Here is a 14,936-nt window from a genome sequence, read left to right on the forward strand (position 1 = left end):
ATGATATGATCGGATGCATGATGGCTTCCGCTGCGGTGGTTGCACGAGCCCCTTTTGGGGCTCGTTGTCGTTTAACGCTATCTGATGTGGTCTGTTAAGCGTTAATGGCTGGCTTCTAGCTTCAGTAATGATGCCTTTCGCGCTAAACCGCCCGCATAACCCGTCAGTTGGCCATTCTTGCCGACCACGCGATGACAAGGAATCAATATCGATAACGGGTTACGGCCAATGGCGGCAGCGATCGCGCGTGTTGCGGTTGGACGCCCCATTGCCAAGGCAAGCTTTCCATACTCGGTGGTGCTGCCATAAGGGAGTGTTTGCAGTTGATGCCACACCGTTTTTTGAAAGGGTGTGCCGCGGGGCGCAAGCGGTAACTCAAATGACTGTCTCTGTCCTTGAAAATAATCTGTGAGCTGCTCAGCTGCTTGCATCAGCAGCGCTGTCTGAGCCTTTCGCCAACCTTGAGTGTCTGGAAAATAACGCTGCTGATCAAACCAACTGCCGATCAGTTGATCGTTTTCTGCCGCAATCCATAAAGGCCCCAGCGAGGTGGTGAGGATCATATATTCGATGGTCACCGCAGGATCGGCATTGTATGAGTTCATCGTTGACTCCAAAGGTGCTGGGTTGCATAAGCCTGCCAGGGAGCATATTGATTCATGAATGCTTTGAGCTTCGCGCCTGATAACCCTGTTGCTTTCTTTAAACCGTGATCATTATCGGGCCAGACATCCGGTCGATGAAGTGCTCTCATGGCAATATATTGCGCTGTCCAGGGCCCGATGCCAGGCAAGCTATTGAGCCAAGACGTGGTGGTGTCATAGTCACTGCCAGGGTGGAGCGTTAATCCTTCTTTGCTCGCTTGGGCGAGTGCGATGATGGCATGAGCGCGTGAGGGCATGACACCTAACTGGATCAGTGTTTGAGCGCCACATTCATCCAGCTGGTCAGCATTAGGAAAGTAGTAGGTGAGGGCTTGGTCAGAAGTCGTTTTCTGATGATCAAAGGTTATGCTCTGATCTTCATGAAACGTGCAGTGCGTACCCAGTGATGCGATTCGGCCAGCCAGTGTCCGTGCGGCTGCGACCGAGACCTGTTGACCCAGTATGGCACGTACCGCCAGCTCAAAGCCGGAAAAAGCACCGGGAGCGCGAAGGCCGGGGTTGTGATTTGCCAATAAGCCCAGTGTGGTGTTGATTTCGGCGGGGTTGGCATCTAAATCCAGCAGATGGGACAGTGCTTCGAGGATCTGGGGCGTGACTGGCGCAAGGCTCGCACTCAAGGTGATTTGGACCTTAGAGTGAGGCTCTGGCAGCCAATCGACAGCTAAGCAGCCTTGGTGATATTGGTTGTGATGAAATAGGCTGACGCTGCGGCAATATTGATGTTGATGGACGATTTCAACGCCTGGAATCGCTCTTGCTCCCAGAAATGAGAGTAGTGCGGTGTGATCGTAAGGGGGGCGGTAAGTTTGTTCAAAGTGGAGATTTTGGCTGACTTGATGCGCTGCAGAGCTTCTGAGTTGTCGAGGAGTTAGTTGATAGTGCTGTTTGAAAAGAGCATTCATGCGTCTTAGGCTGCCAAAACCGGCAATCATGGCGATCTCAGTAATAGAGAGCGAACGCTCAGCCAGTAGCCGCTTAGCATTGAGTAATCGCTGCGTCTGTGTGTAGGCGTGTGGGGAGACGCCAAAATGTTGCCGAAAGGTGCGCCTTAAATGGCGGCTCGTTACCCCTAGCGCTTTGGCTAAATCTTCTTGGCAGTAGGCGGGGCCGCTGCGGTGTGAGCCCGTACTGGAAACCGGCTGTTCGCTTGTGATGAGCCCGGTACGAATATAATACTCAGCCCTGTACGCCAAGGTCCCTTTTTGCGGACGTTGGGGGTGGCCTGGGGCCAATTCTGGGCGGCACTTTAGACAAGGCCTAAAGCCTGCGGCTTCTGCTGTTGCCGGGTGAGCAAAAAAACGACAGTGTTCGGCCTTAGGCTTACGTGCCGGACAAACGGGGCGGCAGTAAATCCCCGTGGTGATGACGCCAGTATAGAAGCAGCCATCGAAACGGGCATCTCGACTGATTAGCGCTTGATAGCAGTTTGTGGGATCGAGCATTATGACTTCTCGCATCATCATTGAGAGCGTCATGATAGCGAGCCGAGGGTGAGTCGGCTCGCCATTTTCGGACATTCTGTTTGAGATGGATCCGTTAAGGTTAAGTGCTCATGGGATAATACTGAGTGATTGTTATTCTTGACTGTTGTTGCTTGGTTGCTTGGTTGTTATTGCTTGATTGCGACTTAATGATTGTCGCTAGACCTCTGATCCAGACGCTAAGTGCAGTTCTTCAACACTGATATCTCGCATTTTGAATTTTTGTACTTTACCCGTGATCGTCATGGGAAAGCTGTCAGTGAAACGGAAGTAGGCCGGTACCTTGTAATAAGCGACACCTGCCTCACAGTATTGACGTAGTGCTTCCTCATCTAAGGTGCTACCGGGACGACACTGCACCCAAGCCATGACAACCTCGCCATAGTGACGATCAGGCACACCTATGACCTGAGCATCTATGATCTCTGGATGCGCATGTAAAAATTCTTCGACTTCTCGCGGATAAATATTCTCGCCGCCGCGAATAATCATGTCTTTCTTGCGACCGGTGATCGTGACATAGCCTTCTTCATCCATTTCTGCCAGATCGCCCGTATGCATCCAGCCACTGGTGATGGCTTCATCCGTCGCTTCCGCGTTATTCCAGTAACCCAGCATGACACTATACCCGCGAGTACAAAGCTCACCTTTCTTCCCACGAGGTAAAATCTGACCGCTCTCGGTGTCGATGATTTTAGCTTCTAAGTGAGGATGGATGACGCCTACGGTTGAAACTCGTTTTTCTAACGGCGTATCGCTCAGTGTTTGGAAACTGACTGGACTGGTTTCTGTCATGCCGTAGCAGATTGTGATGTCACGCATGTGCATCCTTTCCATTACCTGACGCATGACCTCGATGGGGCAGGTTGTGCCCGCCATGATGCCTGTCCTAAGGCTGCTCAAGTCGTACTGATCGAAGCGGGGTTCTTCTAACTCGGCAATAAACATGGTCGGGACCCCAAACAGCGCGACGGCTTTTTCAGCTTCGACGGCTTTTAAGGTGGCCTGGGCATCAAAGCTTTCACTGGGATACACCATGGTGGCTGCGTGGGTGATACAGCCCAGGTTACCCATGACCATGCCAAAGCAATGATAGAGCGGCACTGGAAGTGCTACGGCCTCGCCAGGTTTTAGGGCGAGTTGTTCAGCAACGAAATAGCCATTATTCAGGATATTGTGATGCGATAGGGTTGCCCCCTTTGGCATACCCGTTGTCCCTGAGGTGTATTGGATGTTAATGGGGTCGTCGAATTGGAGGCTCTGTTGGCGCTGTAAAAGCGCCTCATAAGGGATGTGGGTATGATATTGTATCAGTTGTTGCCAACTGAGCATGGCTGATGTCGCCGCTTCTTCATTCAAACAGATCACGCTATGAAGTTGAGGGAACTCTTGGCTGTGAAAATGGGCGGGATCTTGGGTTTTGAGTTCTGGGATCAGATCACTAATGATCGCTATGTAATCAAGTTCTTTGACTGCAAGCTGATCATTGATAATTAATGCGGTCAGCCCCGAGTGTTGGATCACGTAAGCCAATTCATGGCGTCGGTAGAATGGATTGATATTGACGAGGATGGCACCGATTTTGGCCGTGGCAAATTGAGTAATGCACCATTGCGCGTTGTTGGGAGACCAGATTCCAACGCGATCTCCACGTTGAATCCCCAGGTACATTAGGCTTCGGGCGCATTTTTCGACAATTTCGTGAAAAGTGCGGTAGTCATAGCGTATTGATTGATGGCAGGCAATTAAAGCGGGAAGTTCCGGATACTGGGCGACGGTGTCATCTAGCTGCTCACCGATGGTCTTACCTAACAAAGGGAAGTCGCAGGTCCCGCTGACATAACTGACCTGCGGCTTGTGGTTTTGATCCTTCATAACGCCACCTCTGATATTGAGATCACATGAATGACGATGAGCCATTCACGGGTGGGCTATGACGACGGTGTGCTTCTAGTCAGGCATCATGCCGACGCTTTTAGAAGAAGGGAACCGTTCCATCCGTGGGGGCTCAATCGTACTCCAGCTCTGCCAGTGCTTCCCGGCAGCGCGTTTCTGCAGCATCGAGTTCACTTTGCAAACGGCGAATGTCGCTCATTTGCTGTTCTAGGTCGTGCCGCTTACGCTCTAGAATTTTTAGCATGCGTTGAAGCTGCTGACTATCTCCGCGTCTTGTCGTGTCATAAAGCTCAAAAAGCTCACGGGTCTCAGCCAAGCTAAAACCGAGTCTTTTGCCTCTTAACGTCAGCATTAGGCGAACACGATCTTTTTCATTATAGATTCGAGTTTGTCCTTGCCGGGTCGGCGACAAAAGCCCTTGTTGTTCATAAAAACGGATGGTTCGAGTGGTAATGTCGAACTCTTTTGCCAGTTCACTAATGGAATAAGTGCGGTGATGAGGCATGTTTTTGGTCTTCATGGCCTTCGGTATGCATTTAACCTAGTTGTATTTTACGTTGACGTAAAGGTCCGGTTGAGGGGTTTACGGCAAGTCATGGGATGTATTGATTGGGATGAGCTTGTATAGGGCTTATAGATCCAGAGAATGCATCATTGTAACGCAATCCGGATTTTCTGTGGGCCTTTGAGGTCTGTGAACAAGAATTAAAGCAAGGATTATGCCAAATATGGTGTTTGAACGTTAGCGTTAAGGCTGATGTTGGCGTGTTAGTTAAAGGAAACCACTCAAACGTTTTAGATCAGTCTCTTTGAATAAACGCCTGATGAGCGAACTGGATATAAAGCAGAAGGCGGGCGCATCTGCGCCCGCCTTCTGTGAAGTACTGTTGTGAAGTACTGTTGTGAAGTGCTTGTTATGACATGCCTGTTGTCAGTGGCTCGATGGCCGAAAGCGTTAAGGCGCTGTCTGAGCCAGCAGCCGTTCTGGCGTTTGACGGAACATGAAAAGGGTGTAGAAGACACCGCCAAGCGCTGCGCCAATCAACCAAGCATAGCCATTAAGTGCAGCCAGTGAAGGCACCCAGATGGCACTTAATGAGAAGCAGGCAGCTAGACCAAAGGCCATTAAGGCACGGCGGTTCCAGCCGTTAACATAGTGGTAAGCGCTGTCGGGGTCTGCCGAAAATAACGCCTGAATGTTCAGCTTTTGTCGACGAACACGATAAAAGTCAGCCACGATAATGCCGAAGAAGGGGGCAATCACTGCGCCAATTGCGTTCACAAATCCAGGAATGCCGATTTTGCTGATTAAAGAGACCCACAAACCGCCAATCACAAAGGCGATGATCGCGGTGATCAGACCCCCTGTTTTAAAGTTGATTTTGTTGGGCATCAGGTTGGCCAAGTCATAAGCAGGTGGGATGAAGTTGGCGACTAGGTTGATCCCGACGGTTGCGGCAAAGAAGGTGACGGCAGCGAGCAGAGTGAGGGGTAATGAATCGACATGGGCGACAATATCTGTCGGATTGGTCATGGTTTTGCCGAAAACGGCCAGCGTACCGGCGGTGATCATTAGCGTGATGAATGAGAAAAAGGCAAGATTCAGTGGAAGCCCAATCAGGTTACCTTTTTTCATTTCGCCTTCACTGCGCACAAAACGGCTAAAATCCCCGAAGTTGATGACAACGGCCGCGAAGTAGGCAATCATTGTTCCGGTAATAGCAAAGAAAGCCCCGATGCTGTTGGTGGTTGCATCTGTTTCGCTGGCGCCACTGAAAATATGAGCAATCGCAGGGAAAATATCATCGCCAGCTTGGTACCAAATGACGACCATAAGCAGCACCATCACGATATAAACCAACGGGCCGGCCCAGTTGAGGAAAGTTTTGATCCATTCAATGCCGCGCCAGAACATCAACAGTTGGAAGCACCAAACGGCGATAAAGGCGACCCAGCCTAATGGCGTCATCCCTAACCAAGGTGTCCCTGAGTCTCCGAATAATGCGGCCAGAAGCAAGTGAAGGGCTGTTGAAGCGAAGTAGGTTTGTACCCCATACCAAAAGATACCCACGATCGCACGTAGCATGGCAGGCAAGTTGGCACCTTTTGTGCCCATACTGGCGCGAATCATGACTGGAAACGGGATGCCGTATTGAACACTGGGTCGACCGCTTAGATTGACCAGGAACATGACGATAACCCCCGCCAGAATAATGGCGGCCATAACAGCCCAGCCGTTTAGGCCATAGCTGATGAACAACGAAGCGGCTAGCGAATAGCCAAATAGACTTTGAATATCGTTAGACCAGACATTGAAAATCTCGAACCAGCCCCATTTGCGTTCTTTGTGCGGGATTGGGGCAAGATCTTCGTTGTAGAGCGAAGGATCGGGGTGATGAATCGTTAGCTCATGCTCTGGATTCATCGTCTGTGTATGTTGTTGTGACGGCTCATGGCTCATGGTCTGGCACCTTGTCGTCTGTTGTTTTTATTGATCGGTTGGGTTCAACGTTGGAAGCGCTGGCAACTTGGCCAGTAGCGCATTAGTAAGTAATACACTAGCCCGGCGGGTATTAAACTGGCATACCAAGAAATGGTCGACATATTGAAGGCGACGATGACCCCTGCGATAGTTGCCACCAGGGCCGCATAGTTAGTGCCTTGATAAGGGCCATTAGGGTCATAAAGATGTTCAATATTGACTGAGCGGCCTCGAATCAAATAGTAATCAACGGCCATAATGGCGAAGATGGGGCCCAAAAATGCGGAATAAATCTGGACGAAAAGCTGTAGACCGGCTGCAGAATCCTCTTGCACTAATAGCCATGGACAGGACGCAAAAGCCAAGAGCCCGACAATGATGGCCGCAGGGCGGTACTTCAGCTTGAAAATATCCATCAGTACATAGGTGGGGGGCACCACGTTATTCAGCACATTTGTGGTCACCTGAGCAAAAGCGATGAACAGTAGGGTCACCACCAGCAGCGGTGTGTTATCAACCGCATTGGCAAAGACCTGGATCGGATCGGCGACACCGGTTGCGCCGGAGACAATCAGTCCAATCAAGCCCATAAACAATGTGCAGGGCAGAATTGACATGGCATAGAGTGTGGTTAAAACGGTGGGGCCGGTGCCTTGCTTCAGCTCTCGCGAGTAGTCGCTGGCATTGAGAATCATGGTGCTATAAATGCCCAAAAACAGCATGGTGGCATTCCAAAAGGGTAAGCCCCAAGTGCCCTCAATATTCACCAGTTGAGACATGATGACATCGCCGTACTTGTCCAATACGCTGATGAACATATAGACAAGTGCGAGCAGAATGAAACCGCTGCCGAAATTTTCTAGCCACTTAATGCCCTGAAAGCCGAGAATCGAAAGGGCGATTTGGGCCAGCTGAAAGACAATAAAATAGAAGACAAGATTATCGAAGCCGAGCAGAGTAACGGAGACTGCATTCAGCGCGCCGGCACCAATCCAACTTTGAAAACCGTACCAGACAATGGCTGGGACCGCTCGAATGAGCCCAGGAATCCGGGTGCCGCTCATGCCAAATGCGCTACGGGCTTGAACCATGAAAGGGATACCGTATCGATATCCGGCTGCCCCGTTGATCATCAGGGCTAGACCAATGACGAAACAACCGACCGCAATGGCAATACTTGCCTGGAGTAAGTTAAGCGTGCCGACGATGCTGGAGCCCATCGCGAAAGTGCCAATCGAAACACAACCACCGAACCAGGCCAGTAGGTAAGACCAAGGCCCCATAATCCGGGTTTGTTGTGGTGCAAGGGATTCTTCACCCAGGCTTTTACTCCCTGAGTGAGCGGCTTCAGGCGCTGCTGGAGCATACGCGCTGGTTGAGCTCGGCGCCTCTCCAGTCGCTGATGTCACTGTTTTTGATGTCATGCTACCTAGCCTCTACTTATGATTGTTTTTGGTTGCCGATTGAGGGTCGTAGTACGGTACTCAGTGTTAGGCGCTTAAGCTCTAGTGCTTAAGTACTCAAAGCGTCCGATAAATGGTTTAGCCGGAGGCGGTGCTAGATCACCAAAGCGGCTGGTGTAGCAGTTGAGTCCGACCAAGGCTTCTGCAAACTTCACTGCGGCCGTTACCCCATCAATGACCGGCATGCCAAGTGCTTCGGTTAGGCGTTCAGCCATGTCAGCCATCCCCCCGCAACCGAGTACGATGGCGCCAATCTGGTCTTCTTTTTGTGCTAGCAGGCATTCCTGATAGAGGTGTTCATAGGCACTGTCGTTATCTTCCTCTAACGCAAGAACAGGTAAGTCCGTAGCCCTTACTTTCCGGCAATGTGAAGCAAACCCGTATTGGTCTAAGAGATGTTCAGCAATGATGCCGGTGCGAGCCAGTGTGGTGACGACAGAGAAGCGTGTACTGATCATGCTGGCCACATGAAAAGCGGCTTCGGCAATGCCAAGAACAGGGGCGGCCGTTAATTCACGTGCAGCCAGTAAACCAGGATCTCCAAAGCATGCAATAACGTAAGCATCGGCTTGATGCTCGCGGATGGTGTCGAGAACGCCAATGGCGCTGATCGCTTCATCGAAATGACTCTCAATCGATACTGGGCCATCTGCAGGCTGGGTAGCGATCAACTCAGTGCCTGGAGCCGCAACTTTACGTGCAGCTTGGGCCATTTTCTCTGTCATTGACGCGGTTGTATTTGGGTTGATGATCATGATCTTCATGCAGTGACTCCATCCTGGCACTAGGTCTTCGCTTAATGGGCTTGATTTTCTTTTCATCACGGCCTTTTCAGTTTTTGGCCGTCTAAACACAAAAATCTGCAGGCTAATGTCTACTTTCTTTTTTTGTCGGTGAAAATAAAATGCCTAATTGGTCGATATAGAAACTTTTGTTTCGTTGATATGCAGTTTTCGTGCCTCTCTTATAAAAGTTTTTGATATCAATGAGTTAGTTTGTTTTTGGTGTGGTTTTTGATGCTGAGGGTGAACAATTAGGTGCACTAAAGTTTAAATTTAATTGAAATGAACTCATTTGGTGCAGGGCTTTCAGTGGGCTTGAGACTGTGCTTTATTGAGCGAAACTTGCGAAGAGAAGCCGGGCCGGTCGATCGACGTTATTGTCTTCGATGATTGAGGGTTGGCTTTGACATTGAAGTGAATGTTCCGCTTTTGGGGTGTTCAATCGTTTTTTATCAATACCTTAGAAAGCTTTAATGACTCATTTAGGAGTATCGATTCATGACTGACAGCGCATCTTATCCTCGTGATCTTATTGGCTATGGTCGAGATTTGCCTGAAGTGACATGGCCGGGTAATGCGCGAGTGGCTGTGCAATTTGTACTGAACTACGAAGAAGGTGGAGAGCGTTGCGTACTGCATGGTGATGAAGGTTCAGAGCAATTTCTGTCTGAAATCATTGGTGCTGAGAGTTATCCAGAGCGCCATATGAGTATGGAGTCTATTTATGAATACGGCTCGCGAGCGGGTGTCTGGCGGATTTTGGATGAGTTCGAACGGCGCAATTTACCCTTGACTGTCTTCGGTGTTGCGATGGCTTTAGAGCGCAACCCCGAAGTGGCACAAGCTTTTAAAACATTAGGTCATGAAGTCGCCTGCCATGGCTGGCGCTGGCTGCATTATCAGGGGGTCGATAAAGAGGTTGAGCGTGAGCATATGGCCAAGGCATTGGCGATTTTTCAACAACTTTATGGAGAGCTACCTGCAGGCTGGTACACCGGTCGGGATAGCGTTCATACGCGTCAGTTGGTGCTAGATCAGGGCACTTTCTTATATGATAGCGATTATTATGGTGACGATTTACCCTTTTGGACGACAGAAACCGATAGCCAAGGGAAGTCCCATTCACACTTGGTTGTGCCTTATACACTTGATACGAATGATATGCGTTTTGCAGCACCTCAAGGATTCAACACGGCGGATCATTTCTTCACCTACCTGCGCGATGCTTTTGATGTCCTTTATGCGGAAGGTGAGACCCACCCTAAGATGATGTCAGTCGGCCTGCATTGCCGTTTAATCGGTCGCCCGGGGCGCTTTAGGGCTTTACAACGCTTTTTAGACCATATTGAATCGCATGATCGGGTTTGGGTCGCTCGCCGGGTGGATATTGCGCGTCATTGGCAGGCTCATCACCCAGCGCTTTGACTGTATCATTGATGTTATAACGCCTTATCCTGGCTCGGTACGAGCTTGGATGATTTTATTGATAATCACGTTGATGGATAAGGGTGAACATGACGCCCCAGCCGCATATTGGCCAAAGAATTAGTGCGCAGTTTGAACAGTTGAGCCAGCAAGAACGGCGAGTGGCTGCGTTTATTCTAGATCATTTTGAAGATTTGGCTGTGTATACCGCGACAGATCTAGCCAGGTTGACGCGCGTGTCTAAGTCAACGGTGACTCGACTGTTCCAACGGCTGGGGTTTGAGAACTATCAAGCGGTTCGACGTCATGCTCGTGAACTCAGAGCACTGGGGATCCCCTTGGCAACTGAAGGCGGTAGCTCGGCAACGCCGCTGGAACTTTTTCGGCGGCATCAGCAGCGTGAGCAGGATAATCTTGAGCGTTGTCTTGCAGAGATTTCGCCAGAAACTTTTGCTGAAATTGTGACTGCGCTTGATCGTTCACGCCATATTGTGGTGATCGGGTTTCGCAATAGTTATCCGATTGCGCTGCACTGTCGACAACAGCTGATCCAGATTCGCAGTGGTGTGCAGTTAGCGCCATTACCGAACCAGTCATTATCCGATGAGTTGGTGGGTCTTAATGAAGATGACTTGGTTATTGTGTTGGGGTTTCGGCGCCGTCCCCGTGTCTTTGATGGTTTGATGACCTGGCTTGCAGAAAGGCCAATGAAAGTTCTACTTATGGCTGATAGTGCTTTTCCTGGGATGGAGGCCGCGGATTGGCAGTTAAGTTGTGGTTTGGATAGCACTTCAGCGTTTGACAGTTACGCGGTTCCAATGAGTTTGGTATGCCTATTGGCGAATAGCGTGTTGCACCAGCGGATGGCAGAAGGGCGCCAACGTATTGATGTGCTGGCCGACACCTATGAGGCGCTAGATGAGTTATCGATTTGAGTGGGCATATCAATTGGCATGAGCATGTCGATTGGAATAGATCTGTTGATTGGAATGGATCTGCCGATTGGAATAGTAGGCTCGTGTCGTGTGTGATGGCGGCACCTATGAAATCTATGAGCAACTTTCCATGACATCCTCAGGGCTTTTGAGGCGTTAGTGTTTTCCACTGAGGGGCATTAGACGCTGTCACGCCGTGGGGCCAGTGAGCCGGAAGTGAACCTAGTTTGGCATAGACTTTGCTTTCTCTTTAGTGTTTATTGGATGATTTTAATCTTGCTTGAAACAAATGTTTCTTTTTTGCTTATAAAGATCATTTCGTTTCTTGGACAATGGGATTATGTCACTGGATCAAGCAAGGCGAAGGCGTTTAAGCCAAGGTTAAGCGCTCGTATCGGGTGATGATGATGCGAGTTTGTACGTTGATTTGAAGTGACTGTTTTTATATACAGTTTTCTGTGGCAGATATCTTTTAATTCAGCATCTTTCAATAAGAAAAGTTGGAGTCATGATGAGTCAATCCCTTTACTACGCCCCTCAGGGTGGCCTACCTTCACAGCGGGCGATGTTGTCGGACCGTGCGGTCTTCACAGAGGCCTATGCCATTATTCCCAAAGGTGTCATGCGCGATATTGTGACCAGCCGTTTGCCTTTTTGGGATGATACGCGCGTTTGGGTTTTGTCACGCCCGATGTCAGGGTTCAGTGAAACCTTCGCCCAGTACATTATGGAGGTCTCTCCGGGAGGCGGGAGTGAGCAGCCTGAGCCTGATGCTCAAGCGCAAGGTGTATTGTTTGTCGTTGAAGGTGAGATGACTCTGACGATTGAGGGTGAGCGTCATGCGATGCCTACAGGAGGGTATGCCTACTTGCCTGCGGGCTGTCGTTGGCAAGTACGTAACGAGCATGAGGCGCCCGTCAGATTCCATTGGATTCGTAAGCGTTATGAGGCGGTTGAAGGGCTTGATAGGCCAGAACCGTTTGTTACCCATGATCAGGCCGTTGAGCCAACGCCTATGCCGGATACGGATGGCGCCTGGGCTACGAGCCGTTTTGTTGATCCGACTGACCTTCGGCATGACATGCATGTCAATATTGTGACCTTTCAGCCCGGCGGTTTGATTCCCTTCGATGAAACCCATGTGATGGAGCATGGCTTATATGTCTTGCAGGGTAAGGCTGTTTATCACTTGAATCAGGATTGGGTGGAAGTCGAGGCGGGGGATTATATGTGGTTAAGGGCTTTCTGCCCGCAAGCATGTTATGCCGGTGGACCGGAGCCTTTCCGCTATTTGCTGTATAAAGATGTGAATCGTCATATGTCTTTGACATTGCGCTAAGCGAATCGGGCGTTTTCACCTTGTGTTGATGACGCCCTTATTCGGCCTGTTGGTTTTGTGTGTCATGCAGGTTTGTGATGACGGCTCTCAGGTTTCTGAGTGGCTTGACTAGAGCCTAGAACATAGGAATCTCCATGCTTGAGTTGATTGCACAGCCTTTGACGGCTGAAGCGTTTAAGCCTTTCGGCGATGTGATTGATGGGCGCACTTCTGATTATTTTATGATCAATGCGGGGCGTACTCAGCGTCATCATGATTTGGCTGAAGTTCAGCTTTTAGGTGATGATGCTCGCACATTAATCAATATTTTTGTCAGCCAACCGGTAACGGTCCCTTTAGATGTCGAAGGGTTGGAAAGGCACCCTCTAGGGAGTCAAGCTTTTATACCGCTACATGAAGAGCGTTTCATTATTGTGGTGGCGCCTCCTGCCGAATCTCCAGATCCTGAAAAAATTTGTGCTTTTGTGACCGATGGCCGTCAGGGCGTGAATTATCATGTGGGAACCTGGCATGCCATTCACTCTGTATTGGATGTTCAGGGAGAGTTTCTGGTCGTTGATCGAGGAGGACCGGGCCACAATTGTGATGAGGTGGCTTACCCGTTAAGAGTTGTCCTACCGTGATGATCTGATGACAGGGTATTGAAGCTGTTATCGGATCTTGGGATCGAGTAACGCTGGCGCTAGACTCAGCCGGTGTTGCTCGTCCATCCTGCGCACACCGCACACCGCACACCGCACACCGCACACCGCACACCGCACACCGCACACCGCACACCGCACACCGCACACCGCACACCGCACACCTCTATTAACGAAATTGCGTTCGACTAATGTCTTAAGACTTAAGAAGACCAAGCAAATGCTTGGTTGGGTATTGCTTTGCCTTTATCGTTGACGTTAACGTTAGGTGATATTGGTGCATCATCTTCATACAACAAAAACGCGAGGCATGAACCATGCAAGGTGTTTCCCTTTTTATCGACGGTGAATTTATCCAAAGCCAGACGGATCAGTGGATTGAGGTCACTAACCCCGCGACCCAAGCCGTATTGGCAAAAGCGCCCTGTGCAACCGAGAGTGAAATGAAGCGCGCCTATGAGAGCGCTCGCCAAGCATTCGAAATTTGGAAGGAAACGCCGGTATCTGAACGTGCACGGTTGATGATGCGTTATCAAGCGTTACTTAAAGAGCACCATGATGAGTTGGCTGAGATTCTCTCTCAAGAAACAGGAAAAACCTTTGAGGATGCCAAAGGAGATGTTTGGCGAGGAATTGAAGTTGTTGAGCATGCGGCCAATATCCCCTCACTAATGATGGGGGAAACGGTCGAGAATGTAGCCCGAGAAATCGACAGTTATTCTTACATTCAGCCCTTGGGTGTGTGTGCTGGGATTACACCGTTCAACTTCCCTGCGATGATTCCTTTATGGATGTTCCCGCTGGCGATTGCCTGTGGCAACACCTTTATTTTGAAACCGTCAGAGCAAGATCCTTTAACGCCGATGCGACTGGCTGAGCTGTTTGTGGAAGCGGGCGCTCCAAAAGGGGTGTTACAGGTTCTTCACGGGGCAAAACAGCAAGTCGATTTCTTGTTAGACCACCCCGACATTCGCGCCATTTCCTTTGTCGGCTCTGTGCCGGTAGGTCAGTATATTTATGAAACAGGGACTCGAAATATGAAACGAGTCCAGAGCTTTGCTGGGGCCAAAAACCATATGGTGATTATGCCTGATGCCGATAAGCAGCAGGTGATTAATAACTTGGTCGGTGCTTCTGTTGGAGCTGCGGGCCAGCGCTGTATGGCGATTTCGGTGGCCGTCTTTGTGGGACAGGCTCGTGAATGGATTCCTGAGCTGAAAGAGGCCATGAGTCAGGTGCGTCCCGGGGCTTGGAATGATGCCGGTGCCAGTTATGGTCCTGTGATCAGTGCTAAAGCCAAAACTCGGATTGAGCATTTGATCCAGCAAGGGGTCGATGAAGGGGCCTCACTTGACCTCGATGGTCGTGGCTGTGTTGTTGAGGGCTATCCTGATGGACACTGGATCGGGCCGACCCTGTTCAGTGGCGTGACAACCGACATGGCCATTTATCGTGAAGAAATTTTTGGTCCAGTGCTGGCATGTATGGAAGTAGAATCACTTCAAGACGCGGTTGAGTTAATTAACCAAAGTCCATATGGCAACGGGACTTCTATCTTTACCAGTTCCGGGGGCGCTGCTCGACGTTTCCAGCATGCGATTCAAGTGGGACAAGTCGGGATTAACATTCCGATTCCCGTGCCGTTGCCGTTCTTCTCTTTCACTGGTTGGAAAGGTTCTTTCTACGGCGATCAACATGCTTACGGCAAGCAAGCGGTGCGTTTTTATACCGAAACGAAAACAGTAACTGCACGTTGGTTTACCTCTGAACCTGTTTCAGGCCCGAACTTCTCGATCCAGATGCGTTGAGTCTCAATCGCTTGAGTCT

General features: G+C 50.0%; 12 protein-coding genes. 5 read left to right on the forward strand and 7 right to left on the reverse strand.

Annotated features, from left to right (window positions below):
- Positions 1–101: 101 nt before the first annotated feature.
- The 7 genes from BFW38_RS06590 to BFW38_RS06620 form a co-directional block, all read right to left on the reverse strand.
- A complete protein-coding gene (locus BFW38_RS06590; RefSeq protein WP_068997676.1) occupies positions 102–605 on the reverse strand; it encodes a methylated-DNA--[protein]-cysteine S-methyltransferase in 504 nt (167 codons plus the stop codon).
- The gene (locus BFW38_RS06595) at positions 602–2,107 is read right to left on the reverse strand and encodes a DNA-3-methyladenine glycosylase 2 family protein (protein WP_245686090.1); all 1,506 of its coding nucleotides are present in this window, start codon (positions 2,105–2,107) and stop codon (positions 602–604) included. Before BFW38_RS06595 ends, BFW38_RS06590 begins: the two co-directional genes overlap by 4 nt.
- A 198-nt stretch (positions 2,108–2,305) precedes the next feature.
- On the reverse strand, positions 2,306–4,021 hold the full coding sequence (locus BFW38_RS06600) for an AMP-binding protein (protein ID WP_068997677.1): 1,716 nt from the start codon (positions 4,019–4,021) through the stop codon (positions 2,306–2,308).
- A gap of 133 nt (positions 4,022–4,154) precedes the next feature.
- Positions 4,155–4,547 (reverse strand): MerR family transcriptional regulator, encoded by a 393-nt coding sequence (locus BFW38_RS06605; protein WP_068997678.1) that lies wholly within the window; start codon positions 4,545–4,547, stop codon positions 4,155–4,157.
- Positions 4,548–4,997: 450 nt separating this feature from the next.
- Positions 4,998–6,503: an NCS1 family nucleobase:cation symporter-1 gene (locus BFW38_RS06610; RefSeq protein WP_425427889.1), complete on the reverse strand. Its 1,506-nt coding sequence runs from the start codon at positions 6,501–6,503 to the stop codon at positions 4,998–5,000.
- Between the two features lie 44 nt (positions 6,504–6,547).
- Positions 6,548–7,948 carry an NCS1 family transporter gene (locus BFW38_RS06615; RefSeq protein WP_068997679.1) on the reverse strand — a complete coding sequence of 467 codons (1,401 nt, stop codon included), beginning with the start codon at positions 7,946–7,948 and terminating at the stop codon, positions 6,548–6,550.
- Positions 7,949–8,022: 74 nt separating this feature from the next.
- Positions 8,023–8,751: an aspartate/glutamate racemase family protein gene (locus BFW38_RS06620; RefSeq protein WP_068997680.1), complete on the reverse strand. Its 729-nt coding sequence runs from the start codon at positions 8,749–8,751 to the stop codon at positions 8,023–8,025.
- A gap of 516 nt (positions 8,752–9,267) precedes the next feature.
- Between BFW38_RS06620 and puuE the strand changes: the two genes are divergently transcribed.
- The 5 genes from puuE (at position 9,268) to BFW38_RS06645 (ending at position 14,917) form a co-directional block, all read left to right on the forward strand.
- Positions 9,268–10,194, forward strand: coding sequence for an allantoinase PuuE (gene puuE / locus BFW38_RS06625; RefSeq protein WP_068997681.1), 927 nt, complete (start codon positions 9,268–9,270; stop codon positions 10,192–10,194).
- 89 nt (positions 10,195–10,283) lie between these two features.
- Positions 10,284–11,129: a MurR/RpiR family transcriptional regulator gene (locus BFW38_RS06630; RefSeq protein WP_068997682.1), complete on the forward strand. Its 846-nt coding sequence runs from the start codon at positions 10,284–10,286 to the stop codon at positions 11,127–11,129.
- A gap of 511 nt (positions 11,130–11,640) precedes the next feature.
- Positions 11,641–12,468 carry a bifunctional allantoicase/(S)-ureidoglycine aminohydrolase gene (locus BFW38_RS06635; RefSeq protein ID WP_068997683.1) on the forward strand — a complete coding sequence of 276 codons (828 nt, stop codon included), beginning with the start codon at positions 11,641–11,643 and terminating at the stop codon, positions 12,466–12,468.
- Between the two features lie 134 nt (positions 12,469–12,602).
- The gene (locus BFW38_RS06640) at positions 12,603–13,091 is read left to right on the forward strand and encodes an ureidoglycolate lyase (RefSeq protein ID WP_068997684.1); all 489 of its coding nucleotides are present in this window, start codon (positions 12,603–12,605) and stop codon (positions 13,089–13,091) included.
- Positions 13,092–13,426: 335 nt separating this feature from the next.
- Positions 13,427–14,917: a CoA-acylating methylmalonate-semialdehyde dehydrogenase gene (locus tag BFW38_RS06645; RefSeq protein WP_068997685.1), complete on the forward strand. Its 1,491-nt coding sequence runs from the start codon at positions 13,427–13,429 to the stop codon at positions 14,915–14,917.
- The last annotated feature ends 19 nt before the right edge of the window (positions 14,918–14,936 follow it).

Origin of the sequence: Terasakiispira papahanaumokuakeensis (assembly GCF_001709345.1) — a bacterium.
GTDB classification, from domain to species: domain Bacteria; phylum Pseudomonadota; class Gammaproteobacteria; order Pseudomonadales; family Halomonadaceae; genus Terasakiispira; species Terasakiispira papahanaumokuakeensis.

Coding starts and splice junctions, on each gene's coding strand:
- BFW38_RS06620 (WP_068997680.1), bottom strand. CDS start 8,751: ATGAAGATCATGATCATCAACCCAAATACAACCGCGTCAATGACAGAG.
- BFW38_RS06630 (WP_068997682.1), top strand. CDS start 10,284: ATGACGCCCCAGCCGCATATTGGCCAAAGAATTAGTGCGCAGTTTGAA.
- BFW38_RS06605 (WP_068997678.1), bottom strand. CDS start 4,547: ATGCCTCATCACCGCACTTATTCCATTAGTGAACTGGCAAAAGAGTTC.
- BFW38_RS06590 (WP_068997676.1), bottom strand. CDS start 605: ATGAACTCATACAATGCCGATCCTGCGGTGACCATCGAATATATGATC.
- BFW38_RS06645 (WP_068997685.1), top strand. CDS start 13,427: ATGCAAGGTGTTTCCCTTTTTATCGACGGTGAATTTATCCAAAGCCAG.
- BFW38_RS06595 (WP_245686090.1), bottom strand. CDS start 2,107: ATGCTCGATCCCACAAACTGCTATCAAGCGCTAATCAGTCGAGATGCC.
- BFW38_RS06635 (WP_068997683.1), top strand. CDS start 11,641: ATGAGTCAATCCCTTTACTACGCCCCTCAGGGTGGCCTACCTTCACAG.
- BFW38_RS06615 (WP_068997679.1), bottom strand. CDS start 7,948: ATGACATCAAAAACAGTGACATCAGCGACTGGAGAGGCGCCGAGCTCA.
- BFW38_RS06600 (WP_068997677.1), bottom strand. CDS start 4,021: ATGAAGGATCAAAACCACAAGCCGCAGGTCAGTTATGTCAGCGGGACC.
- BFW38_RS06610 (WP_425427889.1), bottom strand. CDS start 6,503: ATGAGCCATGAGCCGTCACAACAACATACACAGACGATGAATCCAGAG.
- BFW38_RS06640 (WP_068997684.1), top strand. CDS start 12,603: ATGCTTGAGTTGATTGCACAGCCTTTGACGGCTGAAGCGTTTAAGCCT.
- puuE (WP_068997681.1), top strand. CDS start 9,268: ATGACTGACAGCGCATCTTATCCTCGTGATCTTATTGGCTATGGTCGA.